Consider the following 24,039-nt stretch of genomic DNA (forward strand, 5'->3'; position numbering starts at 1 on the left):
GGCCGCGCGCGGCCGAGCCCCATTCGCGGGACGCCGACGGCCTATCGGGTGACGCCGCGGCGCGCCGCCGCGGCTTACCGCACGTCCCGCATCACCTGGTCGCGGAGCCGGTCGCAGCAGCGGCTGATGAGCCGGGAGACGTGCATCTGGGAGATGCCCATGTGCTCGGCGATCCGGCTCTGCGTCATGTCGCCGAAGAACCGCATGTACAGGATGGCCCGCTCGCGCTCGGGCAGCGCCGCCAGGCCCGGCTTGACGGCCTCGCGGTCCACGACGGTGTCCAGCGCGGGGTCGGGCGAGCCGAGGGAGTCGCCGAGGGAGTAGCCGTCCTCGCTGCCGGGCAGCTCCGCGTCGAGCGAGAGGGTGGCGAAGCTCTCCAGCGCCTCCAGGCCGGCACGGGCCTCGTCCTCGCTCAGGTGCGCGTGCTCGGCGATCTCGGCGACCGTGGGCCCGCGGCCCGGGATCGTCCGGGACAGCTCCTGCTGGGCGAACCGCACGCGGTTGCGCAGGTCCTGCACCCGGCGCGGCACGTGCAGCGTCCACATGTGGTCGCGGAAGTGCCGCTTGATCTCGCCGGTGATGGTGGGCACGGCGTAGCTCTCGAAGGCGTTGCCGCGTCCGGGGTCGTAGCGGTCGACCGCCTTGACCAGGCCGAGGGCCGCGACCTGGCGCAGGTCGTCCATGCTCTCGCCGCGGCTGCGGAAACGGCCGGCGAGCCGCTCGGCCATGGGGAGCCAGGCCTCGACGATCTCGTCGCGAAGGGCGTCACGCTCGGGCCCCGGGGGGAGTTCGGCCAGCCGGCGGAACGCCTCGGCCGTCTCGGGGGCGTCGTCGTGCGGGTGATGCCTCGCGTTCGTGCGCGTATGCAGCATGGTGGCTCGCAGCTCCCTAAGGGTGCTCTGGGTGGACGGTCACCGTGGGAGCGCGGACGCGGATCCGGAGCGGCCCCCGCACGCACGCGGCCTCGCGCGCCGCCTCCACGGACGTGCCTCCGGTCCGAAGCACTGGGTGTGCGCCTGCCCTGGGCCACCGGCGTCAAACGCGGGGCGGCGGCGCACCGGGCTGAGGAGGGGCAGGGCGACCTCCGGCCGGGAAAGGCCGTGTCGGCTCCGCGTGCACGGGTACGCGGTGGCCACCCCCGGACGATGTGGAGGGAGACATGCAGCGAGGCAGTGACCGGCTGAGTGTCCACCGTGACGACGAGATGAAGCACGAACTGCAGGGCCTGCTCAGGTCCGGCCACCCCACGCGGAGCGAGGAGTGGCACGACCCGGAGCCGACCGCCGAGGACGACCCGGAGGTCTGGGGCGGACCGGTGGCCCCGGGCGGGTCCCGGGCATCACTGGAGACCGTGCGCCTGGAACTGGCCAGGATCCTGGGCCGCAGCGCCTTTCCCGCGGGCCCCGGCGACCTGGTCCGCGTACTGCGCCGCAAGAACGCGCCCGACGCGCTGATCGAGGCACTGGAGCGGCTGCCGCGCAAGGCGAACTACGCCAACGTGCAGGAACTGGCGAAGGAACTGACCCACACCGAGCGGCCCGCCCGGGAGGACCGTGCGTAGGCCCGGCGCGGGACGGAAAGGCAGGTGGGGCGTCAGTGAGCGCTGAGTACGTCAGGGATGTCATGACACCGGGCGTGGTCGCCGTCCGCCCCGACGCCTCGCTGGTCGAGGCCGCCCGGCTGATGCGTGCCCAGGACATCGGCGACGTGGTGGTGGCCGACGGGCAGGAGATCGTCGGCATGCTCACCGACCGCGACATCGCGGTGCGGGCGGTGGCGGAGGGCCTCGATCCGCAGGCGGTGAGCGCGGGGACCGTGTGCACGGGCGATCCGCTCGTCGTGGGCCCCCACGACGACGTGTCCGCCGCCGTCGCGCTCATGCGCGAGCACGCCGTACGGCGGCTGCCCGTGGTCGAGGACGGCCTGCCGGTCGGCATGGTCAGCCTGGGCGACCTCGCCGAGGCCCGGGACCCGCGTTCGGCGCTCGCCGACATCAGCCGGGCCGAGCCGGACGGAGGGCCGTCCGATCCGTCCGCTCCGGGCGGTCCGGCCACCGGGGCGGGGTTGTGACACAGGGACGAAGGACGACGAAAGGACGTCGAGGCATCATGCGCATCGCATTTCTGGCCGCACCCGAGGGCGTGGAGCAGGTCGAGCTCACCGAGCCCCGGAAGGCGGCGCAGGACGCCGGCCACGAGACCGTGCTGGTGTCCACCAAGTCCGGTGAGATCCAGGCGTTCGATCACCTGGACAAGGCGGGCACGTTCCCCGTCGACGAGGTGGTCGGGGACACCTCCGCCGACACCTTCGACGCGCTGGTCCTGCCGGGCGGTGTGGCGAACCCGGACTTCCTGCGGATGGACGAGAAGGCCGTCTCCTTCGTGCGGGACTTCTTCGAGCAGGGCCGTCCGGTGGCCGCTATCTGCCACGCGCCGTGGACGCTGATCGAGGCGGATGTCCTGCGCGAACGCGTGCTGACCTCGTGGCCGAGTCTGCGGACGGACATCCGCAACGCGGGCGGCACCTGGGTCGACGAGCAGGTGAAGATCTGCGAGAACGGCCCGAACAAGCTGGTCACCAGCCGCAAGCCGGACGATCTGAAGGCGTTCTGCGAGGCGTTCCTGGACGTGTTCGCGCAGCAGGCCGGCTGATCCCAGGCCGTGGAGTGCCCGTCGACGCGCCGCAGGAAGCGCGCCGACGGGCACGACTGGGGTTCGGGGCCCGGGTGCGGCCAGTGACGGCTGGGCCTCATATGCGGGGAGACGCCGACTCCCCGCATCCGCGTTCCCGGGCCCCCTCGCGGGTGCGGCCCGCGGCGACCGGGCGGCGGGGATTGCGGCGCAGGTACTCGCCTTCGAGCTGCGCCATGCGCTCGTTGTGGGCCCGCAGTGCGTCGTTCGAGCCGTACAGCAGCGTGTCGTGGCGCGTGCGGTGGATGGTCTCCAGCTCCTTCATGAGCTGCTGGTCGTCCAGCCTGTCCGGGTCGACTCCGGTCATGGTGATGCCCCGCTCGTCGTGTTCGTTCATGCGGTACGGGTACCCGCCCGGCGTGCACTACCACCGAAGGGCATCCGGGAGGGAGCCATGGATCTCGCTTTCCTGCATCCACTGTACGAACAGCCGGGCCCCTGGGCCTCGGTGTACGTCGACACCTCCCGGCAGGCGGAGGGCACGGCGCACGAGATACGCCTGACGGCCCAGGCGATGGCCCGTGAGCTGGGACGGCAGGGCGCGGACGAGGCCACCTGCCGGGCCGTGGAGCACGCGATCGACGAGATGCGCCACTCCCCCGACCCGCACGGGCGGGCCTTGTTCGCCCGCGCCGGCAGGGTGGTCCTCGACCCTCCCCTGGCCCGTCCGCCCCGGGGCGACAGCTGGGCGGAGTGGGCGCCGCTGCCGCGTGTGGGGCCGCTGCTGGAGCTCGCGGGCGAGGATCCGGTCTCGATCGTGGCGTACGTCGACCGCAGGGGCGCGGACTTCGAGCTGCGCAGTGCCCTGGGCAGCAAGGAGGCGGGCACGGTGGTCGGGCAGCAGTGGCCGATCCACCGGACGAGCAGCGTGGACTGGTCCGAACGGCACTTCCAGCTGAAGGTGGAGAACACCTGGGAGCACAACGCGGCCGAGATCGCGGACGCGCTCAGCGTCTGCCAGGAGGAGACGCAGGCCGATCTGCTGATCCTCGTCGGTGACGAGCGGGAGCGGCGCGAGGTGCGCCGGCGGCTGCCCAAGCGGCTGCACGACCGCGTGGTGGAGGCCACCCGCGGCGCCGGCAGCCGGCTCCTGGACGAGGACGTGGAGCGGATCCGCACCGAGCACGTGCACCGTCGCCTCGAGGACGAGCTGGACCGGTTCCGGGCGGCCCGCGCCCCCGACGACGAGGGCCGGGCGGGAGCCGCGGAGGGCGTGCCCGCGCTGGTCGAGGCGGCCCGCGAGCACCGTCTGGAGGAGCTGCTGATCCGCCCGGACGGGGCCGACGCCCACCGCGAGGTGTGGATCGGTGAGCAACCGGACCAGGTGGCGGTGCGCCGTACGGACCTGCGGACCCTCGGCGAGCAGCAGTCCTGGGCGGCCCGCGCGGACGACGCCCTGATCCGCTGCGCGGTGACCACGGACGCCGTGGCCCTGTCGCTGGAGCCGGTGACCGCCACGGCGGGGGACGACGCGCCGTCGGGCGGCCTGGGCGCCATCCTCCGCTGGAGGTGACCGGCGGGCGGTCCGGCGCTGGGACCTGTCGTCGAACTCCCGTCGTCCGCCCGGAGGGCGAGGCAGACGGGAGTGTGACGACAGGTCCTACCGTGCCCGCTCCACCCGCCGTTCGTCCCACACCGGCTCGGAGGTCTCGCGGACCCTGCCGTCGCTGCCGAAGACGAGGTAGCGGTCGAAGGAGCGGGCGAACCAGCGGTCGTGGGTGACCGCGAGGACCGTGCCCTCGAACGCCTCCAGACCCTCCTGGAGTGCCTCGGCGGACTCCAGATCGAGGTTGTCGGTGGGCTCGTCCAGGAGCAGGGCCGTGGCACCCTCCAGTTCCAGCAGCAGGATCTGGAAACGGGCCTGCTGACCGCCGGAGAGCCGATCGAAGACCTGCTCGGCCTGAGCGGTCAGCTCGTAGCGGCGCAGCCGGGACATGGCGGCGCCCCGGTCCTGGGAGTGCTCCTTCCACAGGATGTCCAGGAGGGTACGGCCCTGGAGCTCGGGGTGCGCGTGGGTCTGGGCGAAGTGGCCCGGCACCACGCGCGCCCCGAGCTTCCACGCGCCGGTGTGCGCCACGTCGTCGCCGGCCAGCAGCCGCAGGAAGTGCGACTTGCCGGAGCCGTTGGAGCCCAGGACGGCCACCCGTTCGCCGTAGAAGACCTCCAGGTCGAAGGGTTTCATCAGGCCGGTCAGTTCCAGGTTCTGGCAGGTGACGGCCCGCACGCCGGTGCGGCCGCCCTTCAGCCGCATCCGGATGTCCTGCTCGCGCGGCGGCTCGGGCGGCGGGCCGGCCTCCTCGAACTTGCGCAGCCGGGTCTGGGCGGCCTGGTAGCGGGAGGCCATGACGTCGCTGCGGGCCGCGTACTGCTGGAGGTCCCGCACGAGCTTCTTCAGCTGGGCGTGCTTCTCGTCCCAGCGTCTGCGCAACTCCTCGAAACGGGCGAAGCGTTCCCGCCGGGCCTCGTGGTAGGTCGCGAAGCCGCCGCCGTGCACCCAGGCGTCGGCGCCGGCCGGGCCGGGTTCGACGGACACGATCTTCTCGGCGGCGCGGGCGAGGAGTTCCCGGTCGTGGGAGACGAACAGGACCGTCTTGCGGGTCTCCTTCAGGCGCTCCTCGAGCCAGCGCTTGCCGGGCACGTCGAGGTAGTTGTCCGGCTCGTCGAGCAGCAGCACCTGGTCGGTGCCGCGCAGCAGCGCCTCCAGGACCAGCCGCTTCTGCTCGCCGCCGGACAGGGTCCGCACCTGCCGCCACTGCGCCCTGTCGTAGGGCACGCCGAGCGCGGCCGTGGTGCACATGTCCCACAGCGTCTCGGCCTCGTAGCCGCGCGCCTCGGCCCAGTCGGCGAGCGCCTGGGCGTAGCCCAGCTGGGCGGCCTCGTCGTCGGCGGTCATGATGAGGTGCTCGGCCGCGTCGACGGCCCGCGCGGCCTGCCGGATCCGCGGCGGGGCGACGGAGACGAGCAGGTCGCGCACGGTCGTCTCGTCCCGCACCGACCCCACGAACTGCCGCATCACGCCGAGGCCGCCGCTGACGGCGACGGTGCCGCCGTGCGGCTTCAGTTCACCCGAGATCAGGCGGAGCAGGGTGGTCTTGCCCGCGCCGTTGGGGCCGACGAGGGCCACCGCGGCTCCTTCGCCCACCCGGAAGGACACGTCGCCGAGCAGCGCCCTCCCGTCGGGCAGGTAGTACTCCAGGTGCGCGGCTTCCAGATGTCCCATGGTCGGGCATTCTGGTGGGGTCCCCCCAACCCCGCAAACGCTTATTCGGCGTCGTACGGGACGTGGTCTATTCGGTCTCGTACGGGGCCTGGTCCCGGGCGTCCGATCGGCCGTCCTGCCAGGTGCCCGGTCGAGTGTCCCGGTGGGGGCCGCGGTGTGCGGCGTCCAGGGGCTGCCCCGCAGGGCCGCCCTCCCGTGCGGGCGTCACGACCGCCCCCGCCCAGGACAGTGCCTTCCAGCCGTCGGCGGGCGAGCCCTCCAGGACCACCACTCCGGTGTTCCGCAGCGGGTGGACGGCGGCGAAGTCCGCGTCGAGGTTGTGCGCGCGGACCGCGGTCCACAGACGGATGGCCGCGCCGTGGCTGACCATCGCGACCGTCCCGGCCCCGCTGCGGGCGGCCTCCGCGACGACGGCGTCGTACCGCGCCAGTGTCCCGGTCCCGGTCTCGCCGCCCGGCCCGGGCATCCGCAGCTCCCGGTCCCCGGCGGCCCAGGCCAGGACCGTCCGCAGGTAGGCCTGTCCGCGCTCGGAGTCCCCGGGCTCCCCCTCCAGCGCGCCGGCGGACACCTCACGGATGCCGTCGCGGACGATCACGTCGAGTCCGCGGGCGGCGGCCAGCGGCTCGGCGGTGAGGCGGGTGCGGACCAGGGTGGAGGCGTAGACGGCCTCGATGTCCTCCTCGGCGAGCGCCTCGGGCAGCGCGGCGGCCTGCCGCCGGCCGAGCTCGGTCAGGCCCGGCCCCGGGAAGGCCGTGTCCAGCAGGGCGGCCAGATTGGACGGAGTCTCGCCGTGGCGTACGAGGAGCAGGCGCATGCAGGTTCCCGGAACGGAGGGGTCGGTGCCGGCCCGCGCACTTCGCGCACAGGAAACGGCCACTTCAGGGTAACGGTGCCTGTATGAGCCCAGACGTCGACCTCACCGTCCCGCGAACCGGTGCCCATGCCGCCCTGAAGCGGCTGCTCGCGCTGGACTGCGGCCTGTTCCGGGTGGCGGCCGAGCGCCACTGGCCCGGCGCCGAGCCCGTGCTGCCCCGGCTGAGCCGGAGCGCGAACCACGGCGTGCTGTGGTTCGTCACGGCCGCCGCGATAGCGGCGAGCCGGACACCGCGCGCCCGCCGGGCCGCGGTCCGGGGCCTCGCCTCCCTCAGCCTGGCCTCGCTGACCATCAACACGCTCGGCAAACGCTCGGTGCGCCGCCCCCGGCCCGAGCTGGACCCGGTGCCGATCGTGCGCCGGCTCCACCGGCAGCCGATCACCACCTCCTTCCCCTCGGGTCACTCGGCCTCGGCCGCCGCGTTCGCGACCGGCGTCGCCCTGGAGTCCCGGGGCTGGGGCGCGGCGGTGGCCCCGGTCGCCTTCTCGGTGGCGGTCTCCCGCGTCTACACCGGCGTCCACTTCCCGAGCGACGTGCTGGCGGGCGCCGCGCTCGGCGCGGGGGCCGCGTTCGCCGTACGGGGCCTGGTGCCGACGCGTGCGCAGATCGCGCCCCCGGCCCGGCCGCGGGCCGCCGTGCCGGCATTGCCCGAGGGCGAGGGCCTGGTCCTCGTCACGAACAACGCCTCCGGCACCGCCGACCGGGCCCGGGCGCTGCGCGCCGCGCTGCCGAAGGCGGAGGTCGTCGTGTGCGAACCGGACGACATCCCCGCCGAGACGGAGAAGGCGGCGGGGCGCGCCCGGGTGCTCGGGGTGTGCGGCGGCGACGGCACCGTGAACACGGCCGCGCAGGCCGCGCTGCGCCACGGCCTGCCGCTGGCGGTGCTGCCCGGCGGCACGCTCAACCACTTCGCGTACGACCTGGGTGTGGAGGACGCGCGTGACCTGGCCGGAGCCCTGGAGCGGGGCGAAGCCGTGCGGGTGGACGTGGGCCGCTTCAGCTCCGGACGCAGGCGGGGCATCTTCCTCAACACGTTCAGCCTGGGCGTGTACCCGGAGCTGGTGCGCGAGCGCGAGCGCTGGACGGACCGGATCGGCGGCTGGCCCGCCGGGGTGCTGGCGGCGGTGCGGGTGCTGCGCGCGGACCGTCATCCGCTGGAGGCGGAGTTCCAGGGGCGCCACCGCCCGCTGTGGCTGCTGTTCGCCGGCAACGGCACCTACCACCGCATGGGGCTGGCGCCGGGCCGCCGCCTGGACCTGGCGGACGGAGTGCTCGACGTGCGAGTGGTGCACGGGGGCCGCAGGCCCGCTCTGCGGCTGCTGTCGGCGGCCCTCGCGGGCCCGCTCACCCGGTCCCCCGCGCACGCGGCGGTCCAGGTGGCCCGGCTGCGCCTGACCGGCCTGTCGCCCGGCACCCTCCTCGCCTACGACGGGGAGGTCACGGAGGTGGAGGGCGAGGTGCGGCTGGAGAAGCTGCCCGAGGCGCTGACGGTGTACCGGCCGCTGCCGGGGAGCTGATCCCCGGCAGCCGGCGCTCTTGGTCCACATTCTGATACGGCTATCTCATAATTCGACATGCGCGCGTACCGTGATCCCTACCGCCCCGGGCCGCGGGCCCGCGGGGCCAGGTGACGAGAAGGGGTACCGCCATGCCGAAACCGCAGGAGACGGCCGTCTACACGCACGGGCACCACGAGTCCGTGCTGCGCTCGCACACCTGGCGCACCGCCGCCAACTCGGCGGCCTACCTGCTCGGCTCGCTGAAGCCCCACATGAAGATCCTGGACATCGGCTGCGGACCGGGCACCATCACCGCGGACCTGGCGGAGCTGGTTCCCGACGGCCACGTCACGGGCGTCGACCGGGCGCCCGGCATCCTGGAGCAGGCTCGCGCCGCGGCCGACGGCCGGGGGCTGGACAACGTCGACTTCGCGGTCGCGGACGTGCACGCCCTGGACTACCCGGACGACACGTTCTGCGTGGTCCACGCCCACCAGGTGCTGCAGCACGTGGGCGACCCCGTGCAGGCGCTGCGCGAGATGCGGCGGGTGACCAAGCCGGGCGGGTTCGTCGCCGTCCGGGACGCGGACTACGCGGCGATGACCTGGTATCCCGAAGCACCCGGTCTGGAGGACTGGCTGGACCTGTACGAGCGGGTGGCCCGCGCCAACGGCGGCGAGCCCGACGCGGGACGCCGGCTGCGCTCCTGGGCGCTGGCCGCGGGATTCACGGACACCGCCGTCACGGCCACCTCCAGCACCTGGACGTACGCGACCCCGGCCGAGCGGAAGTGGTGGAGCGGCCTGTGGGCCGACCGCACCCTGGCGTCGGCCTACGCCGAGCGTGCCACCGGGGGCGGCCACGCGACCGAGGAACAACTGCGGGACGTGTCACGGGCGTGGCGCGAGTGGGGGAAGCGGGAGGACGGCTGGTTCGCCGTACTGCATGGAGAAATCCTGTGCCGCAAAGCCGCCTGATGTCCGATTCACGGGAATGATGACGGGTTTACGGGAAACCCGCACGACAGGAGGTCGATATGGTTCCCATCCTGCTCGTACTGCTTCTGGCGCTGATTCTCTTCGGGGTCGGATTCGCGGTGAAGGTGCTCTGGTGGATCGCGTTGGCGGTCCTCGTCGTCTGGCTGCTGGGTTTCCTGGTCCGCGGGACGGCCGCAGGCGGAGGCAGGGGCCGTTGGTACAGGTGGTAGCAGACCGTGCGTCAATTCCGGTGATTTCTGGAAAGTGAGCCCCGGGACCTCGGTCCCGGGGCAAATGGCAAAACAAATCCCGGGAACGGCGAACCGGGGAGAAAGCAATCCCGGGAACGACGTCCCGGGGGAAAGTGATCCCCGGAATGACGTCCCCGGGCAGGAAGTGATCCGGGACGTCATTCCCGGGGAAGCAGCGGTCCCAGCGGCCCGAGGTCCAGATTCAGGTCCTCGGGCCGCAGGCCGTAGCGGTCGCGCAACTCGGCCATGCGGTCCTCCAGGAGCATCAGCGTGAGGCCGATCCGCTCCTCCTGCTCCTCGGTCAGATCCCCTGTGTCGAAACGGCGCAGCGCCTGGCGCTCCATGAGCTGGCGCAGCAGTTCCACGACGGTCAGGACGAGTTTGACCAGGTCCCGCTCCACGGTGTCGGGTTCGAGGTCCAGATGCCTGCGGGGCGTCACGGCGATTCCTCCAAGACCTCGAAGGGGGACGGAACCTGTTCGTTCACCGAGCTGATCAAGGCGTTCAGGTCGATGCGCACGAGGTCGACGTCCGCGATGCGCAGGGTGATGTCCCCGGTGATGACGACCCCGCCGGCCAGCAGCCGGTCGAGCAGGTCGACCAGGGCGATCTCACGGCGTTCGACGACCGTCACGGCACCTCCTGCTGCGGCAGCTCGCCCGCGAAGGAGTAAGCGGCCCAGGGACCGGTGAGCTCCACACGCAGCCCCGGGGCGTCGTCCTTCGTCCGGTCCACGAGTTCCACGAACTCCTCGGAATGGCCGCGCGGCACGAGATAGGCGGCATTGAGCACGTTCCGTCCGGCGGCGCCGGAGAGGGTGGCGTTCTGCGGGGCGTGCAGCCGGGAGTCCTCGGCGAACGCGGAGAGTTTCTCGTGCAGCCGGGTCGCGAACGTCTCGGCCTTCTGCCACACGTCCTCGCGGGCCATGGTCTGCTGCCGCCGCCGGCGCAGATAGTCCCGGCCGGACGCGGCCTTCGGCCCGGTCTCCGCGGGCGAAGCCTCCGCCTCCTGAGGCTGCTCGGTCTCCAGATAGACCTTCACCCCCCACTCCACGCGCCCCTGGAGCCGTTCCAGGGTGGCGCGGATGTGCTCCTCACGGGACTCGATCATGCTGCGCACCCCGCTGTCGTCCCGGAACACGGTGGCCATCCGCAGCGGCAGCGGGGTGGTGACGACGGTGAGCGCGTCGATCACGCCCTGGTGGGCGCGGGCGGTGGCGGCGAGCCAGTCCAGGTCCTCCAGATGGGTGCGCAGCGGCTCCTCCGAGAAGTCCCGCTCCGGTACCTCGCTGACGACGGCGACCAGGCCGTGATGGGTGAGCATCTTGGCCGGGGCCCCCGCCACTCCGGTCAGCTGCGCCTGGAGGGGCGCGCCGAGGGGGCGGCAGACGGCGTACACGTACCGCAGTCCGGTCATGGGGCCTCCTTCGGGTGGGTGTGGGCGCGACCGGTGCCCTGCTCCAGTTCCTCCAGCCGGGCCAGGCGCTCGCGCAACTCGGCGTTCTCCTTCGCGAGCTCGTCACGCCGGGCCCGTGAGGACAGCGCCGGGTCGCTCTCCCACCAGTCGATGCCCATCTCCTTGGCCTTGTCGACGGAGGCGACGACCAGCCGGAGCTTGACGGTCAGCAGTTCGATGTCGAGCAGGTTGATCCGGATGTCGCCCGCGATGACGATCCCCTTGTCGAGCACCCTCTCGAGGATGTCGGCGAGGTTGGCACCGCTGCCCGGACCGTACGGTTCGGGCAGCCGGCTCGGCGTCGTCATCGGCGGCTCCCGCCCTGCGCGTACTCGTACTCGTCGTCGTGCTCTCCTTCGGCCTCATCCTCGGGATACTCGTCCTCCGAGGACCTGCCGCGGCCTTCCGCCTCCTCCCCTTCTTCTTCCCCCTCTTCCTCTCCGTCCTCGTCCTCGCCTTCCTCTTCTTCCTCGTACTCGCCCTCGCCGTCCTCCTCGTAGGGCTCCTCCTCTTCCTCCTCGTCCTCGTAGGAGGCCTCCTCCTCGTCCGGCTCTTCGGAAGCCTCGCGCTCCTCCTCCGCGACCGCGTCCTCGTGGCTGCGGACGACCTCGCTGTCACGGATCTCTCCGCGCCAGCTGTCCTCCGCCTCTCCCTTCATGGTGATGAAGCGGGCGAAGTTCTTCAGGTCGAGCCGTGCGCGGCGGCCCTGGGCGCGCCAGATGTTGCCGGTCTTCTCGAAAAGGCCGCTCGGGTAGTACTCCATGACCAGGAGGACGCGGGTGAGGTTGTCCCCGAGCGGGTGGAAGGAGACGACACCCTTGGTAGTGCCCTTGGCGCCCTCCGACGTCCACTGGATGCGGTAGTCGGGGATCTGCTCGGTGGTGGTGGCCTTCCAGCTGCGGTTGGACCAGAAGACCTTCGCCTGCCAGTCCGAGTGGGTGTCGTCGGCCTTGCTGGCGCTCTTCACGCCCTTGGCAAAGGTGCTGAAGTCCTGGTACTGGGTCCACTGGTCGTAGGCGGTGCGTACCGGCACGCCCACGTCGATGAACTCCATGATGACGGTGGGCTTGTTGCCTCCGCGGCCCTTGCGCTTGCCCTTGCCCCCACCCAGATTCGACAGCGTGTCCTTCACCTTGTCCTTGGCGCGCGAGCCGCCGATCTCCAGCGCGGAGCGCACCGGACCCTTGCCCTCGGCGAGCTTGCGGCCGGCATCGAGGGCCAGCTTGGCGAACCCCGGGCTGTTGCCCTCGGCGATGTCGCTGAGCTTGCCGGTGGTCTCACCGAGCTTGCGGCCGAAGCCGGCCAGCAGTCGCTCGGCCTGTGCGACGGCGTACTCCTGCGCCTCCGCCTTGAGCCGGTCGGCGGCCTCGCTGTGGGCCAGCACGGCCAGCGGGCTCTCCTTCGACGCCGCGCCCGCCGCCCGGCCGGCGGCGGACTTCGCGGATCGTAGGGCCTCGGTCATCGCTCACCGCCACCCTTCGGCAGCCGGGACCGGACAGCGCGACTCGCGCCACCGGCCGCGGCCGTGGTCTTCTCGGCCGTCCTGCGGCCCTGAGTCCTCTGCGCCGCCGCCTTCTTGGCGGGGGCCTTCTTGCCCGGCTTCTTCGCCGCTTCCCTGCCCGGCGCGCCGGCCTGTGCCTTCTTCGCGGTCTTCTGCGCAGGAGCCTTCTTCGCGCCTTCCTTCCTCGGGGGTGCCTTCGTGCCGGCCCCCTCCCGGTCCCGCCTCTCGCGCCGTCCGGACGTCTCCGCCGACTCGTCCGTGGACTCCTGCTCCGAATCGTCGCCGGCATCGGAATCCCCGTCGGCCTCACGGCCCTCCCGGTCGTCGTAGTCGTCGTCGTACTCATCCTCGTCGCGGCCCTCGCGTCCGCCGTCCCCGGTCTCCTGCTCGCCGCCGATGTCGGGCACGACGCCCGCCAGCTGGTCGCGGACCTGCGAGGTGCGGCCGTGCAGCCGGTCGGCGAGCGCGCCCATCTGCCGTTCGACCATCGCCCCGGAGGCCGCCTTGCCGACGCCCCTCAGGTCCTGGCGCAGCTGGTCCCCGATCTCCTTGAACTGTGGGTTCTCCTTCAGCTGCTGGTTGACCAGGTCCGCCACCGCGCGCGGACCGAGATTCATCTTCTTGCCCGCCACCAGGCTGCCCACGGCGACGGCCATCTTCAGTTTCCTCGTCCGTCCCAACAGGTATCCGGCCCCTACCGCGAGGCCGAGTCCCATCCGGTTCATCGTGCCGTCCCCTCACCCGTCCCCGCGCCACCGCGCAGGCCGATCTCCAGCCGGTCCAGAAGTTCGTCCTCCTGGCGGTCGAACTCCTCCTCGGTGATCTCTCCCGCCTCCAGCCGCTCTTCCAGCTGTGCGAGTTCGGCCCGGACGGCGGCCGGGTCGTAGTAGACCCGCTCCGCCTCACGCAGCACCTGCTTGATCACCCAGCCGCTGGCGCGCGCCGGAGCGAGCGGCAGCAGCACCACTTCCGAGAGCAGTCCCATGACTCATCCCGTTCCCGCGTCGGCCCCGGCCGTGGTGCCCGCCGGCTCGGACGGGCCGGGCTCGACGAAGCTGTAGGGAGGCAACGGTCCGTTGACGCGAAGTTCCAGGTGGGGCATCTCCTGGCGGGCCTTCTCGACGGCGTCCACGAACTGCGCCGACGCGTCCCGGTCCACCAGGAACGAGGCATTGACCAGCCAGCCGGTCGACTGGGGGCCCTCGCTGATCGCGGCCGCCCCGGGCTGCAGCGCGCGGATCACCTGGGCGCCGTCCTCGGCCTCGCGGGCCTTGACCGCGTTCGCGACCATCTCGCCGAGCCGGAGCTTGTCGTCGTAACTTCCGCCGCCGGCCTGCCGGTTGGCTTCCGCCTGGGCCCGGATGTCGGGGTTCTCCGCCATCACCCGGTGCAGCACGGCCTCCTCGACATGGCTGCCCTTGACGTTGTACTCGACCTTGCCGTCCAGCGCCCGCAGACGTTCCAGGTAGTGCTCCGCGCGTTCACCGAGAACGCTCGTGACCGTGTCGTCGTCCGGGGCGACGCTGCCGAACCGCATCGGCAGCACACAACCGGCCGCGCCGATCTCGCTGAGCACGTTCTGGTGGGCCAGCAGGTCCCTGCGCTTGGGACGCAGCTCTTCGGGCGCGTCGCTGACCACGGCCGCCAGTTCGCCCGCCTTCAGCACGCGGACCGGCAGCGGCGGGTCGCCGACGCCGGCCATACCCTCCGGCGGCGCGGGGTGCGAGGCGGCTGTGATCCCGTAGACGTAGGTGCTCACTCCTGCTCCTCCCTCCTGCGCGTGGTCGCCTTACGAGGCCGCGGCCGGGACTCGGTCTCGCCCGAGTGCTCCGTCCGCGCCTGCTTGAAGGCGTCGGAGATCGTCTCGGCGGCGCCGGACAGCGCCCCCTTTGACTTGCCGCGCGCACCGGACTCGGTGACCTCGCCGACCAGGTCGGGCAGGCCCGGGGCCTTGTGGGGGCCCGCTTCCAGATCGAGCCGGTTGCACGCCTCGGCGAAGCGCAGATACGTGTCCACGCTGGCGACGACTACGCGCACGTCGATCTTCAGGATCTCGATACCGACCAGGGAAACCCTCACGAACGCGTCGATCACCAGGCCCCTGTCGAGGACGAGTTCCAATACGTCGTAGAGGCCGCTGGTGCCGCCTCCACCGCCGGACGTCTGTGCCGGGACAACGGTCATGCCGACCGTGCCTCCTTGTCTGTGAGTGAGATGACAAATGTCCTTGTGTGGTCTTGCGTGCGTGTTCCTTTGCGTGCGGGCGGCCCGGCGGCCGCCGAGCCTCTATTTGTCGGCTCGTCCGCGTTCGTAGCGGCTCCGGCGCTGGTAGCCGGTGAGCTGCCCCTCGCTGTCGAGTTCGACCAGGTAGCTCGCCATCAGGCTCATGGTGTCGGGCACCCGGGCCAGTTCGAGGACTTCGACCTCCAGCGCCCAGCCGTCCTCCGTCTGCTCGAAGGTCGTGACGGACTCCGCCGTCAGACCGGTCAGCTCGGCGAACTGGGCGCGCGCCTCGCGCAGCACCTCCATGGGCTTGGGCCGGGGCGCGGCAGCGCCCTGGTCGTTCGCACGGTTGTCGTCGTCGGTGCCGGTGTGAGACTCCTGTGGTTCTTGTGCGTTCTGTGAACGCTGCGATTTGGCTGTGTTGTCTGTATTCGCCATGGCCACCTCTCCACTCCGTGTGGCCGCAGCTTCCTTGGCCAAACCTTCACAACGGCAGGCGTCCTGGCTGCCGGGTGTCCGGCCTGCGCACAGGGATGCGTGTGACCGAATCACCCGCGCAGTGCGTCGAGGCGCCGCCGTGCCGGTCCCAGGGCACGGCCGCGGGCGGGCAGGCCGGCCCAGGGGCGGGTCCGGGCCTGATCGAGGGCGTCGGCGATCGTCCAGCGCCGCGCACCCAGGTCGGGGTCGTCGAGCTGGTCCCAGGAGATGGGCACGGCGACCGGTGCGCCGGGCCTGGCGCGAACGGTGTAGGGGGCGACCGCGGTCTGGGCGTAGGCGTTGCGCTGCACGTCGAGGTAGAGGCGGTCGCCGCGGTCCTTCTTGCGGGCGGCCGTGGTGAGCCGGTCGGGATGTCCGGCGGCCAGCAGTTCGGCGGCGTCCCGGGCGAATTCCCGTACCTCGTCGAAGCCGTGGCCCGCGTCGAGGGGCACGACCACGTGCAGTCCGCGCGAGCCGGTCGTCATCAGCCCCGAGGGCAGCTTCAGCCCGTCGAGCAGCTCGCCCAGCAGCCGGGCCGCCTCGCGGACGCGCCCGAAGTCGTCGTCGAAAGGGTCGAGGTCGAAGACCAGCCGGTCCGGCCGATCGGTGTGCCCGGTGCGCGACAGCCAGCGGTGCAGCGTCAGACAGGCCTGGTCCGCCAGGTACACGAGGCCGGCGGTGTCGTCGCAGACGGCGTGCGTGACCGTGCCGCCTTCCTTGGCGACCTCGGCCCGGGTGATCCAGTCCGGGTAGTGCTCCGGGGTGTTCTTCTGCATGAACACCGGCCCGTCCAGTCCGTCCGGATGCCGCTCCAGCATCAGCGGACGGCCGCGCAGGTGCGGCAGCAGGTACCGCGCGACGGACCGGTAGTAGTCGACCAGGTCGCCTTTCGTGTACTCCTCCGCGTGCCCCCCGTCCCTTCCGCTTCCGTCGTCCTCCTCTCCTTCGCCGGCGGGGAAGAGGACCTTGTCCGGCCGGTGCACCTCCACGGTGCGCCGGCCGGCCCGCACCGTGCGCGTATCGCCGCTCACGGCACCACCGCCTCCTCCACCAGCAGCCGGGCGGAGGCCGCGATCGACTCGGCGTCGATGCCGGCCGCGTGCAGCTGCTCGGCGGGCGAGGCCGAACCGGGCATCGCACGGACGGCGAGCCGGACCAGGCGCGGCACCGGGCGTCCGTCGAGGAAGGCCTCGAGGACCGCGTCGCCGATGCCGCCCTCCTCGTGGTGGTCCTCGACCGTGAGCAGGCAGCCGGTGTCCTCGGCGGCCTGCCGCAGCGTGGCGCGGTCGACGGGCTTGACGGAGTACAGGTCGATCACCCGGACCGGGATGCCCTCCCGCTCGAGGCTGTCGGCGGCGGCCAGCGCCTCGTGCAGGGTGACGCCCGCGGCGACGATCGTCAGCCGGTCCCCGGCGGAGGACCGCAGCACCTTGCTGCCGCCGACGGGGAACTCCTCGTCGGGCCCGTAGAGCACCGGGCTCGCCCCGCGCGAGGTGCGCAGGTAGCGGATGCCGACCAGGTCGGCCATCTCCGCGACGAGCTTCGCGGCCTGGTTGGCGTCGCTCGGGTACAGCACGGTGGAGCCGTGCACGGCCCGCATCATCGCCAGGTCCTCCAGGCCCATCTGACTGGGCCCGTCCTGCCCGATGGCGACGCCCGCGTGGGAGCCGTTGAGGTTGATGCCGGATCCACTGACGGAGGCCATCCGCACGAAGTCGTAGGCGCGGCTGAGGAAGGCCGCGAACGTGGAGGCGTAGGGCAGCCAACCGCGCCGGGCGACGCCGACCGCCGTCGCGATCATCTGCTGTTCGGCGATGTAGCACTCGAAGTAGCGGTCGGGGTGCTCCTTGGCGAAGAACTCCGAGCGGGTGGAGTCGCCGACCTCGCCGTCGAGGGCCACGACGTCGCCGCGCGCGGTGCCGAGCGCGGCCAGCGCCTGACCGTAGGCGTCGCGGGTGGCGACCTCCTCGCCCTTGTCCCAGCGGGGCAGTTCGAGGCTGCCGTTCCCGACGGCGTGCAGCGAGCGGGCGGACGGCGGCTCGTGCACACGGACCCGGACGTCGCGGACACCGCCGAGTTCCTCGATCGCCTCGTCGGGGTTCTTCAGCGGCTTGCCGTGCAGCCCCTCGCGGTCCTCGGACTCCTTGGCACCCTTGCCCTTGAGGGTGCGGGCGATGATCGCCGTGGGCTGCCCCTTCGTGGAGATCGCCTCGCCGTAGGCGCGGTCGATCGCGTCCACGTCGTGGCCGTCGATCTCGACGGTGTGCCAGTCGAAGGCGCGGAAGCGACGGGCGTAGGCGTCCAGGTCGTGGCCGTGCCGGGTGGGGCCGCGCTGTCCGAGCCGGTTGACGTCGAGGATCACGGTCAGGTTGTCGAGGTGCTCGTACCCGGCGGCCTCGGCGGCCTCCCAGATCGATCCCTCGGCCATCTCGCTGTCCCCGCACAGCACCCACACCCGGTAGTCGGCGTGGTCGAGCCGCTTGCCGGCGAGCGCGATGCCGACCCCGATCGGCAGGCCCTGCCCCAGGGACCCGGTGGCCGTCTCCACCCACGGCAGCCGCTGCGGCGTGGGGTGCCCCTCCAGGCGGCTGCCCAGCTCGCGGAAGGTGAGCAGTTCGGCGTCGTCGATGGGGCCGGCCGCCTTGAAGGCGGAGTACAGCAGCGGGGAGGCGTGCCCCTTGGACAGCACGAAGCGGTCGTTGCCGGGGTGCTCCGGCCGGTCGAAGTCGTAGCGGAGGTGGTTGGCCAGGAGCACGGCCATCAGATCGGCGGCGGACATGGAGGACGTGGGATGCCCCGAGCCCGCCGCCGCCGAGGCCCGCACGCTGTCGACACGCAACTGCTGTCCGAGGTCGACGAGTTCGGCGGTGTTCATGAGTCTCCTTCCGCGGGGATGTCGTCACGCTTGACCGGGCCGGGGGCGGGGTGGTGTTCGTGGTGTCCGGGACCGGGCTGGTTCTTGGCGGGCTCACCACCGGGCTGGTTCTTCGCGGGCTCACCACCGGGCTGGTTCTTCGCGGGCTCCCCGCCCGGCTGTTTCTTCGCGGCCTCGGCGCCCGGTCGCCGCGCGTTCTTCGTGTTCTCGTCGTGCACGTTCTTCTCGTTCTTCTCGTTCTTCTCGTCCTCGGTGCTCTCAGTGGCTCCCACCGGCGCTCCCGCCCGGGGTTCCTCCGTCCGGCCCCCCACCCGGGCCAGCTCGGGGGAGGAGGTGTCCAGCGGCACCGACCAGGACCGTACGAGTCCCAACTGGACGGCTTGGCGCGGCAGTACGGCGTTCAGCAGCCAGTCCGCCGCCACCCGTACCCGGTTGGCCGGCATCGCCGCGAGGTGGTAGCCGCGGGTGATGGCGCCGGCCACCGCACCGGAAAGCGGGACGCCGAGCGGATTGGCGGCGGCGTGGGCGCCGCCGAGGTCCACGACGAAGCCCAGGTCCCGATGGCGGTAGGGGCGCGGCGCACAGACACCGAGCGAGGCGGCGACGTTGATGGCGGCCACCCTGCCCTGCCGCCAGGCGTGCTGGGCGGTCATCGGCGTGTACGCGCCGGGCTTGTTCGCGTCGGGTACGGCCGCGGCGTCGCCGCACGCGAACACCTCGGGATGCCCCGGCACCTGGAGATAGGGGTCGACGACGAGCCGCCCGCGCTCGAGCGGCCGGCCGGTGCTCTTCACGAGCGGGTCGGGCCGTACGCCCACGCACCACACCAGCGTGCGGGTCGGTACGAACTCGCCGTCGGTCAGGAGCACGCCCTCGTGCGTGGCCTCCTTGACCGAGGTGCCCATGCGGACGTCGACGCCCCGTTCCCGCAGCACCCGGTCCGCGGTGCGCGAGAGCCGCTCGTCCAGCTCCGGCAGCACGCGGTCCGCGACGTCCAGGAGCATCCAGCGCGGACGCATCCCCTGCCGCAGCGGGTGCCGGCGCACCTGGGCGTCGGTGTACATCTTGCCGTGCGCGGCGACCTCGGTGCCGGTGTAGCCCGCCCCGACCACGACGAAGGTGCAGCGGGCGGCGCAGCTGTCGCGGTCCTCGGCGGCGGCCGCGAGCTCGATCTGCCGGGTCACGTGGTCGCGCAGGTACAGCGCCTCGGGCAGCCCCCGGAAGCCGTGCGCGTGCTCGGCGACACCCGGGATCGGCAGCAGCTTGTTGACGCTGCCCACCGCCAGCACCAGCCGGTCGTAGTCCAGCGTCCCCACGCCGCCCTCGGGGTCGGTGTAGCGCACGGTGCGCGCGTCCATGTCGATGCCGTCGGCCTCGCCGAGGACCAGGCGCACGCCGGGCAGGGCGCCGGAGAGCGAGACGGCGACCCGGCGCGGCTCCAGGATGCCCGCGGCCACCTGCGGAAGCAGCGGCACGTACAGAAAGTAGTCGGTCGGGTTCAGCAGGGTGATGTCGGCTTTGTTCCGGGACATCCGGGACAGGGTCTGGGCCGCACGGTATCCGGCGAAGCCGGCACCGACGATCACGATGCGGGGTCGACTCACGGTTCGCCTCCGGCACTGTCGCGTACCTCGTACGGAACTGGAGTCTTTACGTTCGGACCATGCCGGGCTCGCGGGGCCTGGCACGCCCTCCCCCACTGCCTCAAGGGTGTGGGCGGTGCCCCCAGCGGCGTTGTCGTCGGTCGCCGACGCTCCGCGTCGACTCCCTCCTCCGCCTTGCAGCCGCACGCACCAGGCCCGGCTCCCTGATCCGGCCTGATCCAAACGAAAGACCCTAACCGCGTCCCCCCGGCCGGGGCACCCAAACGTCGGGGCACCGGGCCCGCTCCGGCCGGACACGGTGCGGGGCCCGTCGGTTTCCGTCCGCGCCGCCGGGTACTCGGGAGCGCGACCCGAACCCGCCCATGTCGTGGAGGTATCGCCACATGCCCGAGTACGGTTACCACCTGTCGTGCGAGCAGTACGGCCCGGCGGAACTCGTGGAGCAGGCGCGCATGGCCGAGCAGGCCGGCTTCCAGGCGCTGTGGATCTCGGACCATTACCACCCGTGGAACGACGCGCAGGGCCAGAGCCCCTTCGTCTGGTCGGTGATCGGGGCGCTGTCCGAGGCGGTGTCCCTGCCCGTGGAGACGGCCGTGACCTGCCCGACCGTGCGGATCCACCCGGCTGTGCTGGCGCAGGCCGCCGCGACCAGCGCGGTGATGACCGAGGGCCGGTTCCGGCTGGGCGTCGGCACCGGCGAGGCGCTCAACGAGCACATCCTCGGCGACCGGTGGCCGCCCGCGCACATCCGGCTGGAGATGCTGGAGGAAGCCGTCCAGGTGATGCGCCGGCTGCTGACCGGTGAGGAGGTCAGCCACCACGGCACGCACTACACGGTGGAGAACGCCCGTCTGTACACCGTCCCCGACGAACCCGTCCCGATCGACATCTCCGGTTTCGGCCCAAAGGCGACGTCGCTCGCGGCGCGCGTGGCCGACGGCTACATCACGATGATGCCGGACGAGGAGATGGTCACCCAGTACCGCAAGGGCGGCGGTGGCGCCAAGCCGGTCAGCGGCGGCACGAAGGTGTGCTTCGGACACGACCGCGACGAGTGCGTCCGTACCGTGCACGACCTGTGGTACAACGAGCAACTCCCCGGCGAGATGGGCCAGGTGCTGCCGACGCCCCGTCACTTCGAGCAGCTCAAGCCGCTGGTCACCGAGGACATGGTCCGTGAGAACGTGGTGTGCGGCGACGACGCCGACCAGCACGTGGCCGCGCTCAAGGAGTTCGCCGACGCGGGCTTCGACCGGGTCTACGTCAACCAGATCGGCTCCGACCAGCGCGGCTTCTTCGACTTCTACCGCACGAAGGTGCTGCCGCAGCTGCCGCGGTGACGGGTGGTTTGGTGTCCGTCGCTCAGGACTCGGTGTCCTCGGGGCGTGTCGGTCGCGGAACGGCGGCCGGCGCCTCCGGAGGGGTGGTGGGCATCGGCGGCACCGTCCCAGGAGCCGCATCGCCGCGCCCGCGGTCGTGCCCGCCCGCGGTCGTGCCCGCCCGCGGGCCCACCGGTCCCCGCGGGCAGGGATCGCGCCGCTGCGGGCCGCGCCGCCTCGCGCAGCGCGTACGCCACCGCGCCCAGAATCGCCGCGGTGATCAGCGCGGCGGCCCAGCCGGGCAGCCCGATCGCGAGAGCCAGCCCCACGGCCAGGGCCACGGCCGCGCCCGCGTAGAGGGCGACGGCGCCGGACGCGGCGTACAGCATGGCCGTGCGGCGCTGCCTGCGCGTCTGCTCGCGCAGCTCGTCGCGCACCGTCTCACGCGCCACCTGCGCCAGTTCGTCGACCAGTTGCTTGTCCAGATGATCCAAGCCATTCATTCCCTGCGGGTACCCGCCCGTCCATGCGGGTAACGCCGCCCCGCGGCCACCGGCTCCCGGTTGCGCGCCGAATGGATCTCTCCTTTCTCCGGTGCCAACTAGGCTCGCCCGCATGGAGATTCTGGGAGCCAGCCTGCGCGTCTGCGTCGACGACCTGGAGACCGCCGTCCCCTTCTACGAACGTCTTGCGGGCGGCAGAGCCCTCCGGTTCGAACGCGGTGGCGTCCAGGTGGCCGCCGTCGGCTGCTTCCTGCTGATGAGCGGCCCCGAGTCGCAGCTGGAGGTGCTGCGCAAGGTGACGGCGACCATCGCCGTCGAGGACGTCGACGAGGCCCACCGGGTCCTGACCGAACTCGGCGCCCGCATCGTCGCGGGCCCGGTCCCGACCCCGGTGGGCCGCAATCTGATCGCCATGCACCCGGACGGTGCGGTGTACGAGTACGTGGACCGCCGCGGCTGAGCGGCGGCCCGCGACGGCTCAGGACGAGGGCGGGCGCATCCGGAAGTCGTAGCGCGCCGGAAGTTCCTCGCCGCCGATCCGGTCCCACACCCGGCCGAGTCGCTCGTCGCCCTCGCGCAGGTCGGCGACCTCGAAGCCCTCGTCGAAGACGGCCCGCGCCTCGGCACGCCGTCCCTCGGCGAGCAGCAACTCGGCCTGAAGCAGCCGGAACCGGCCACGCTCCCGGGTCGCCGGGTGCAGCCGCTGCCACACCGAGCGCGCGTCCGCCGGGCGCCGTACCCGTAGCAGCGCCTCGATGGCCTCACGTCCGAGCGCGGCGGTGGCCGCGGTCCACGCCTCGCCGTTGTCGCGCCGTTCGTGGCACAGGTCGTCGAAGGCCTCGGCGTACCGGTCGGCGGCCCGCTCCTCGTGGCCGGCCTCCTGGTCGGCGACGGCGAGGCAGCGCAGCAACGGCCAGACGGACGGCGCCAGTTCCAGCGCCCGCTCCCAGCTGCGCACCGCCTGAGCCCGGTCACCTGCGTGCCACTGGGCCACACCGAGGTGGTACTCGGTGAGCGGGGCGGCCGGGGCCGTCTCCAGCAGGTCCCGCCAGTGCGGGGCGACCAGTGTCTCGCCCGGCGGCCGGACCCGGCGCGGCTCGGGGAAGGAGCCCGAGCTCAGCAGCTCCCGCCAGGGCTCCTGCGCCTCGCCGAGGGTGGACTCGGGGAACGGCGTGCCCGGCAGCTTCCAGCCGGCGCGCAGCACTTCGAGCGCGCCCCAGCCGGATCCGGTGCCGAGGATCTCGCCCGGCTCGGCGTCGGCGTACGGCTTCCAGGCCGCGTATGCGGCCTCCACGTCGGCACGGGGCAGCGCGGCCTCCAGCCGTGCCTCGGTCTGCCGGACGACGGTGTCCCACTCCCCCGTCGGCTTCGGTGCGTCGAGGGGGCCGTAGGACTCCAGCCACGCCACCTCGCTCTCCGCCTCCAGCCGTACGTGTTCCAGCTGGGTACGGGCGAGACCGGCCTGGATCTCGCAGTAGCCGCCGGTGCCCGGTTCGGTCAGCCACTGCTGCCAGCGGCGCCCGCCGGGACCCGCGCCCCAGACGAACAGCTTGCGGCCACGGAGCACGTCGGTGGAGGTCTGCACCAGCCCGTCGCCGGACTCGTCGAGGGCGGCGATCCAGCGGCGCCGTCCGTCGGGCACCTCGTAGAAGTAGTCGGCCGCGTAGGCGCCGGCCTGCGGGTACGTCCGGTCGACGCCGTCGTACGCCGGGACCGGCACCCGGCGCAGCCGGCGCTCGTGGCCGAAGTACCAGGCCTCCTCGGCGGGGACGACCACCCGGCGTTCCTCGGGCACGGCGATGTTGGACCACCAGTAGGTCGGCACCGGCCTCTCGTGAGGGTTGCGGATGCGGACGCCGACGTGCAGGAAGTCGGAGCCGTCCGGCAGCCACAGGTCGACCTGGAAGGGCAGGTCGCGCAGCCGTTCCCACTCCCACAGGCGCAGCATCGAGCCGCCGTCGGGGGCGGGGACGAGGGCGGCGTGCAGGGGCGAGCAGGAGAGGGTGGTGTGGCCGGTGGCGCCGATGTTCCACTCGATGCCGCCGGAGAACCAGGCGCCGTTGAGGGCGAAGTTGGCGGGCTGGAACACCGGGTTGCGGTAGAGGAGTTCCCGGCCGCTGGGCTTGTGCACGAGGGATGCGACGCGGCCGCCGAGGCCGGGGAGCACGGTGGCGCGCAGCCGGTCGTTCTCGAGGACGAGGGTGTCGATCCGGCGCGGCTCGCGCGTTCTGCCGTAGCCGTCGCGGACCCGCACCGGCAGCAGGCTGTGCAACGGGGCGTAGCCGACCTGCCGGGCCATGTCGTGCGGCAGGTCGGTCCTGTCCCGGTCCTCGATGTGGTGGACCTCGTCGAGCGGGCGCAGCGCGGGCAGCGGGTTGTCCGGCCCGAGTGCTGCGGCGGGCAGCGTCAGTACCTCACGTCGGATCGTCGTCACAACGACCATGGAAGCCGCTCGCCCGTGAGCTGACCAGGGGCGGCGCCGGTCAGGATTGCGCAAAGGCGCCCGGCGAAACCCGGTGGGCGGCCCCCCGTCCGGCGACGTACAGTCGGTCCTTCGGCGCCGCAGGCGAT

The 24,039-nt window shown here is 72.4% G+C and carries 28 protein-coding genes; 9 read left to right on the top strand and 19 right to left on the bottom strand.

All coding sequences use genetic code 11. The annotated features are described in order from the left end of the window. Positions 1 to 74: 74 nt before the first annotated feature. A complete protein-coding gene (locus BZY54_RS10950) occupies positions 75 to 872 on the bottom strand; it encodes an RNA polymerase sigma factor SigF (protein ID WP_208640618.1) in 798 nt (265 codons plus the stop codon). 287 nt (positions 873 to 1,159) lie between these two features. Here BZY54_RS10950 and BZY54_RS10955 point away from each other — a divergent pair, with 287 nt between their 5' ends. From BZY54_RS10955 to BZY54_RS10965, 3 genes are read left to right on the top strand one after another with little or no spacing between them, the layout of a single operon-like run. Continuing rightward, positions 1,160 to 1,561 carry a DUF2795 domain-containing protein gene (locus BZY54_RS10955; RefSeq protein WP_086724969.1) on the top strand — a complete coding sequence of 134 codons (402 nt, stop codon included), beginning with the start codon at positions 1,160 to 1,162 and terminating at the stop codon, positions 1,559 to 1,561. 35 nt (positions 1,562 to 1,596) lie between these two features. Beyond that, complete coding sequence (locus BZY54_RS10960) at positions 1,597 to 2,070, top strand: CBS domain-containing protein (protein ID WP_244217092.1); 474 nt, start codon at positions 1,597 to 1,599, stop codon at positions 2,068 to 2,070. Between the two features lie 38 nt (positions 2,071 to 2,108). Continuing rightward, positions 2,109 to 2,651, top strand: coding sequence for a type 1 glutamine amidotransferase domain-containing protein (locus tag BZY54_RS10965; RefSeq protein ID WP_086724971.1), 543 nt, complete (start codon positions 2,109 to 2,111; stop codon positions 2,649 to 2,651). A 97-nt stretch (positions 2,652 to 2,748) separates the two neighbouring features. Here BZY54_RS10965 and BZY54_RS10970 read toward each other — a convergent pair whose 3' ends face one another. Then, complete coding sequence (locus BZY54_RS10970; RefSeq protein WP_086724972.1) at positions 2,749 to 3,027, bottom strand: DUF6158 family protein; 279 nt, start codon at positions 3,025 to 3,027, stop codon at positions 2,749 to 2,751. Positions 3,028 to 3,084: 57 nt separating this feature from the next. Here BZY54_RS10970 and BZY54_RS10975 point away from each other — a divergent pair, with 57 nt between their 5' ends. Next, on the top strand, positions 3,085 to 4,203 hold the full coding sequence (locus BZY54_RS10975; RefSeq protein WP_086724973.1) for a baeRF2 domain-containing protein: 1,119 nt from the start codon (positions 3,085 to 3,087) through the stop codon (positions 4,201 to 4,203). Positions 4,204 to 4,290: 87 nt separating this feature from the next. On the opposite strand, the gene BZY54_RS10980 is transcribed toward BZY54_RS10975, so the two are convergent. Both BZY54_RS10980 and BZY54_RS10985 read right to left on the bottom strand, forming a co-directional pair. Beyond that, positions 4,291 to 5,910 carry an ABC-F family ATP-binding cassette domain-containing protein gene (locus BZY54_RS10980; protein WP_086724974.1) on the bottom strand — a complete coding sequence of 540 codons (1,620 nt, stop codon included), beginning with the start codon at positions 5,908 to 5,910 and terminating at the stop codon, positions 4,291 to 4,293. A gap of 67 nt (positions 5,911 to 5,977) precedes the next feature. Then, on the bottom strand, positions 5,978 to 6,724 hold the full coding sequence (locus tag BZY54_RS10985; RefSeq protein WP_086724975.1) for a histidine phosphatase family protein: 747 nt from the start codon (positions 6,722 to 6,724) through the stop codon (positions 5,978 to 5,980). An 83-nt stretch (positions 6,725 to 6,807) separates the two neighbouring features. Here BZY54_RS10985 and BZY54_RS10990 point away from each other — a divergent pair, with 83 nt between their 5' ends. The 3 genes from BZY54_RS10990 to BZY54_RS11000 all read left to right on the top strand — a co-directional run bounded on the left by BZY54_RS10990 (position 6,808) and on the right by BZY54_RS11000 (position 9,490). Continuing rightward, positions 6,808 to 8,301 (top strand): bifunctional phosphatase PAP2/diacylglycerol kinase family protein, encoded by a 1,494-nt coding sequence (locus BZY54_RS10990; protein WP_086724976.1) that lies wholly within the window; start codon positions 6,808 to 6,810, stop codon positions 8,299 to 8,301. Between the two features lie 131 nt (positions 8,302 to 8,432). Further along, positions 8,433 to 9,260 carry a class I SAM-dependent methyltransferase gene (locus BZY54_RS10995; protein ID WP_086724977.1) on the top strand — a complete coding sequence of 276 codons (828 nt, stop codon included), beginning with the start codon at positions 8,433 to 8,435 and terminating at the stop codon, positions 9,258 to 9,260. 59 nt (positions 9,261 to 9,319) lie between these two features. Next, the gene (locus BZY54_RS11000) at positions 9,320 to 9,490 is read left to right on the top strand and encodes a hydrophobic protein (RefSeq protein ID WP_086724978.1); all 171 of its coding nucleotides are present in this window, start codon (positions 9,320 to 9,322) and stop codon (positions 9,488 to 9,490) included. Positions 9,491 to 9,669: 179 nt separating this feature from the next. Here BZY54_RS11000 and BZY54_RS11005 read toward each other — a convergent pair whose 3' ends face one another. From BZY54_RS11005 to BZY54_RS11065, 13 genes are all read right to left on the bottom strand, one after another. Beyond that, positions 9,670 to 9,951 carry a gas vesicle protein K gene (locus tag BZY54_RS11005; protein WP_086724979.1) on the bottom strand — a complete coding sequence of 94 codons (282 nt, stop codon included), beginning with the start codon at positions 9,949 to 9,951 and terminating at the stop codon, positions 9,670 to 9,672. Continuing rightward, a complete protein-coding gene (locus BZY54_RS11010) occupies positions 9,948 to 10,145 on the bottom strand; it encodes a gas vesicle protein (RefSeq protein ID WP_086724980.1) in 198 nt (65 codons plus the stop codon). The genes BZY54_RS11005 and BZY54_RS11010 overlap by 4 nt, the downstream gene beginning before the upstream one ends. After that, positions 10,142 to 10,927 (bottom strand): GvpL/GvpF family gas vesicle protein, encoded by a 786-nt coding sequence (locus BZY54_RS11015; RefSeq protein ID WP_086724981.1) that lies wholly within the window; start codon positions 10,925 to 10,927, stop codon positions 10,142 to 10,144. Before BZY54_RS11015 ends, BZY54_RS11010 begins: the two co-directional genes overlap by 4 nt. Next, positions 10,924 to 11,274, bottom strand: coding sequence for a gas vesicle protein (locus BZY54_RS11020; protein ID WP_086724982.1), 351 nt, complete (start codon positions 11,272 to 11,274; stop codon positions 10,924 to 10,926). Before BZY54_RS11020 ends, BZY54_RS11015 begins: the two co-directional genes overlap by 4 nt. Next, positions 11,271 to 12,428: an SRPBCC family protein gene (locus BZY54_RS11025; RefSeq protein ID WP_086724983.1), complete on the bottom strand. Its 1,158-nt coding sequence runs from the start codon at positions 12,426 to 12,428 to the stop codon at positions 11,271 to 11,273. The genes BZY54_RS11020 and BZY54_RS11025 overlap by 4 nt, the downstream gene beginning before the upstream one ends. Continuing rightward, positions 12,425 to 13,192 carry a PE-PGRS family protein gene (locus BZY54_RS11030; protein WP_086724984.1) on the bottom strand — a complete coding sequence of 256 codons (768 nt, stop codon included), beginning with the start codon at positions 13,190 to 13,192 and terminating at the stop codon, positions 12,425 to 12,427. Before BZY54_RS11030 ends, BZY54_RS11025 begins: the two co-directional genes overlap by 4 nt. Beyond that, on the bottom strand, positions 13,189 to 13,452 hold the full coding sequence (locus BZY54_RS11035; protein ID WP_086724985.1) for a gas vesicle protein GvpG: 264 nt from the start codon (positions 13,450 to 13,452) through the stop codon (positions 13,189 to 13,191). Before BZY54_RS11035 ends, BZY54_RS11030 begins: the two co-directional genes overlap by 4 nt. A gap of 3 nt (positions 13,453 to 13,455) precedes the next feature. Next, positions 13,456 to 14,226 (bottom strand): GvpL/GvpF family gas vesicle protein, encoded by a 771-nt coding sequence (locus BZY54_RS11040; RefSeq protein ID WP_086724986.1) that lies wholly within the window; start codon positions 14,224 to 14,226, stop codon positions 13,456 to 13,458. Beyond that, entirely contained in the window at positions 14,223 to 14,651 is a 429-nt protein-coding gene (locus tag BZY54_RS11045; protein ID WP_086724987.1) for a gas vesicle structural protein GvpA, read from the bottom strand. The genes BZY54_RS11040 and BZY54_RS11045 overlap by 4 nt, the downstream gene beginning before the upstream one ends. 102 nt (positions 14,652 to 14,753) lie before the next feature. Beyond that, positions 14,754 to 15,128 (bottom strand): gas vesicle protein GvpO, encoded by a 375-nt coding sequence (locus tag BZY54_RS11050; RefSeq protein ID WP_086724988.1) that lies wholly within the window; start codon positions 15,126 to 15,128, stop codon positions 14,754 to 14,756. A gap of 110 nt (positions 15,129 to 15,238) precedes the next feature. Beyond that, positions 15,239 to 16,198, bottom strand: a complete 960-nt coding sequence (gene ligD / locus BZY54_RS11055; RefSeq protein ID WP_244217093.1) for a non-homologous end-joining DNA ligase — start codon at positions 16,196 to 16,198, stop codon at positions 15,239 to 15,241. Further along, the gene (locus tag BZY54_RS11060) at positions 16,195 to 18,042 is read right to left on the bottom strand and encodes a transketolase (RefSeq protein WP_086724989.1); all 1,848 of its coding nucleotides are present in this window, start codon (positions 18,040 to 18,042) and stop codon (positions 16,195 to 16,197) included. Before BZY54_RS11060 ends, ligD begins: the two co-directional genes overlap by 4 nt. After that, the gene (locus tag BZY54_RS11065) at positions 18,039 to 19,646 is read right to left on the bottom strand and encodes an NAD(P)/FAD-dependent oxidoreductase (RefSeq protein ID WP_086724990.1); all 1,608 of its coding nucleotides are present in this window, start codon (positions 19,644 to 19,646) and stop codon (positions 18,039 to 18,041) included. Before BZY54_RS11065 ends, BZY54_RS11060 begins: the two co-directional genes overlap by 4 nt. A gap of 383 nt (positions 19,647 to 20,029) precedes the next feature. On the opposite strand from BZY54_RS11065, the gene BZY54_RS11070 reads away from it, so the two are divergent. Then, on the top strand, positions 20,030 to 20,986 hold the full coding sequence (locus tag BZY54_RS11070; RefSeq protein WP_086724991.1) for an LLM class F420-dependent oxidoreductase: 957 nt from the start codon (positions 20,030 to 20,032) through the stop codon (positions 20,984 to 20,986). Here BZY54_RS11070 and BZY54_RS11075 read toward each other — a convergent pair. Next, positions 20,950 to 21,468 carry a phage holin family protein gene (locus BZY54_RS11075; protein WP_244217094.1) on the bottom strand — a complete coding sequence of 173 codons (519 nt, stop codon included), beginning with the start codon at positions 21,466 to 21,468 and terminating at the stop codon, positions 20,950 to 20,952. The genes BZY54_RS11070 and BZY54_RS11075 overlap by 37 nt on opposite strands. 112 nt (positions 21,469 to 21,580) lie before the next feature. Here BZY54_RS11075 and BZY54_RS11080 point away from each other — a divergent pair, with 112 nt between their 5' ends. Beyond that, positions 21,581 to 21,928 (top strand): VOC family protein, encoded by a 348-nt coding sequence (locus tag BZY54_RS11080; protein WP_086724992.1) that lies wholly within the window; start codon positions 21,581 to 21,583, stop codon positions 21,926 to 21,928. Positions 21,929 to 21,946: 18 nt separating this feature from the next. Here BZY54_RS11080 and BZY54_RS11085 read toward each other — a convergent pair whose 3' ends face one another. Then, a complete protein-coding gene (locus tag BZY54_RS11085; protein WP_086724993.1) occupies positions 21,947 to 23,911 on the bottom strand; it encodes a DUF5107 domain-containing protein in 1,965 nt (654 codons plus the stop codon). Between the last annotated feature and the right edge of the window lie 128 nt (positions 23,912 to 24,039).

It is taken from the genome of Streptomyces carpinensis (assembly GCF_002154505.1).
In the GTDB taxonomy this organism is placed as follows: Bacteria; Actinomycetota; Actinomycetes; order Streptomycetales; family Streptomycetaceae; genus Streptomyces; species Streptomyces carpinensis.

Bases quoted from the DNA above. Each gene is read 5' to 3' on its own strand.
- BZY54_RS10950 (WP_208640618.1), bottom strand. From the start codon at position 872: ATGCTGCATACGCGCACGAACGCGAGGCATCACCCGCACGACGACGCC.
- BZY54_RS10955 (WP_086724969.1), top strand. From the start codon at position 1,160: ATGCAGCGAGGCAGTGACCGGCTGAGTGTCCACCGTGACGACGAGATG.
- BZY54_RS10965 (WP_086724971.1), top strand. From the start codon at position 2,109: ATGCGCATCGCATTTCTGGCCGCACCCGAGGGCGTGGAGCAGGTCGAG.
- BZY54_RS10970 (WP_086724972.1), bottom strand. From the start codon at position 3,027: ATGAACGAACACGACGAGCGGGGCATCACCATGACCGGAGTCGACCCG.
- BZY54_RS10975 (WP_086724973.1), top strand. From the start codon at position 3,085: ATGGATCTCGCTTTCCTGCATCCACTGTACGAACAGCCGGGCCCCTGG.
- BZY54_RS10980 (WP_086724974.1), bottom strand. From the start codon at position 5,910: ATGGGACATCTGGAAGCCGCGCACCTGGAGTACTACCTGCCCGACGGG.
- BZY54_RS10985 (WP_086724975.1), bottom strand. From the start codon at position 6,724: ATGCGCCTGCTCCTCGTACGCCACGGCGAGACTCCGTCCAATCTGGCC.
- BZY54_RS10990 (WP_086724976.1), top strand. From the start codon at position 6,808: ATGAGCCCAGACGTCGACCTCACCGTCCCGCGAACCGGTGCCCATGCC.
- BZY54_RS10995 (WP_086724977.1), top strand. From the start codon at position 8,433: ATGCCGAAACCGCAGGAGACGGCCGTCTACACGCACGGGCACCACGAG.
- BZY54_RS11000 (WP_086724978.1), top strand. From the start codon at position 9,320: ATGGTTCCCATCCTGCTCGTACTGCTTCTGGCGCTGATTCTCTTCGGG.
- BZY54_RS11015 (WP_086724981.1), bottom strand. From the start codon at position 10,927: ATGACCGGACTGCGGTACGTGTACGCCGTCTGCCGCCCCCTCGGCGCG.
- BZY54_RS11020 (WP_086724982.1), bottom strand. From the start codon at position 11,274: ATGACGACGCCGAGCCGGCTGCCCGAACCGTACGGTCCGGGCAGCGGT.
- BZY54_RS11025 (WP_086724983.1), bottom strand. From the start codon at position 12,428: ATGACCGAGGCCCTACGATCCGCGAAGTCCGCCGCCGGCCGGGCGGCG.
- BZY54_RS11030 (WP_086724984.1), bottom strand. From the start codon at position 13,192: ATGAACCGGATGGGACTCGGCCTCGCGGTAGGGGCCGGATACCTGTTG.
- BZY54_RS11035 (WP_086724985.1), bottom strand. From the start codon at position 13,452: ATGGGACTGCTCTCGGAAGTGGTGCTGCTGCCGCTCGCTCCGGCGCGC.
- BZY54_RS11045 (WP_086724987.1), bottom strand. From the start codon at position 14,651: ATGACCGTTGTCCCGGCACAGACGTCCGGCGGTGGAGGCGGCACCAGC.
- BZY54_RS11050 (WP_086724988.1), bottom strand. From the start codon at position 15,128: ATGGCGAATACAGACAACACAGCCAAATCGCAGCGTTCACAGAACGCA.
- BZY54_RS11060 (WP_086724989.1), bottom strand. From the start codon at position 18,042: ATGAACACCGCCGAACTCGTCGACCTCGGACAGCAGTTGCGTGTCGAC.
- BZY54_RS11070 (WP_086724991.1), top strand. From the start codon at position 20,030: ATGCCCGAGTACGGTTACCACCTGTCGTGCGAGCAGTACGGCCCGGCG.
- BZY54_RS11075 (WP_244217094.1), bottom strand. From the start codon at position 21,468: ATGAATGGCTTGGATCATCTGGACAAGCAACTGGTCGACGAACTGGCG.
- BZY54_RS11080 (WP_086724992.1), top strand. From the start codon at position 21,581: ATGGAGATTCTGGGAGCCAGCCTGCGCGTCTGCGTCGACGACCTGGAG.
- BZY54_RS11085 (WP_086724993.1), bottom strand. From the start codon at position 23,911: ATGGTCGTTGTGACGACGATCCGACGTGAGGTACTGACGCTGCCCGCC.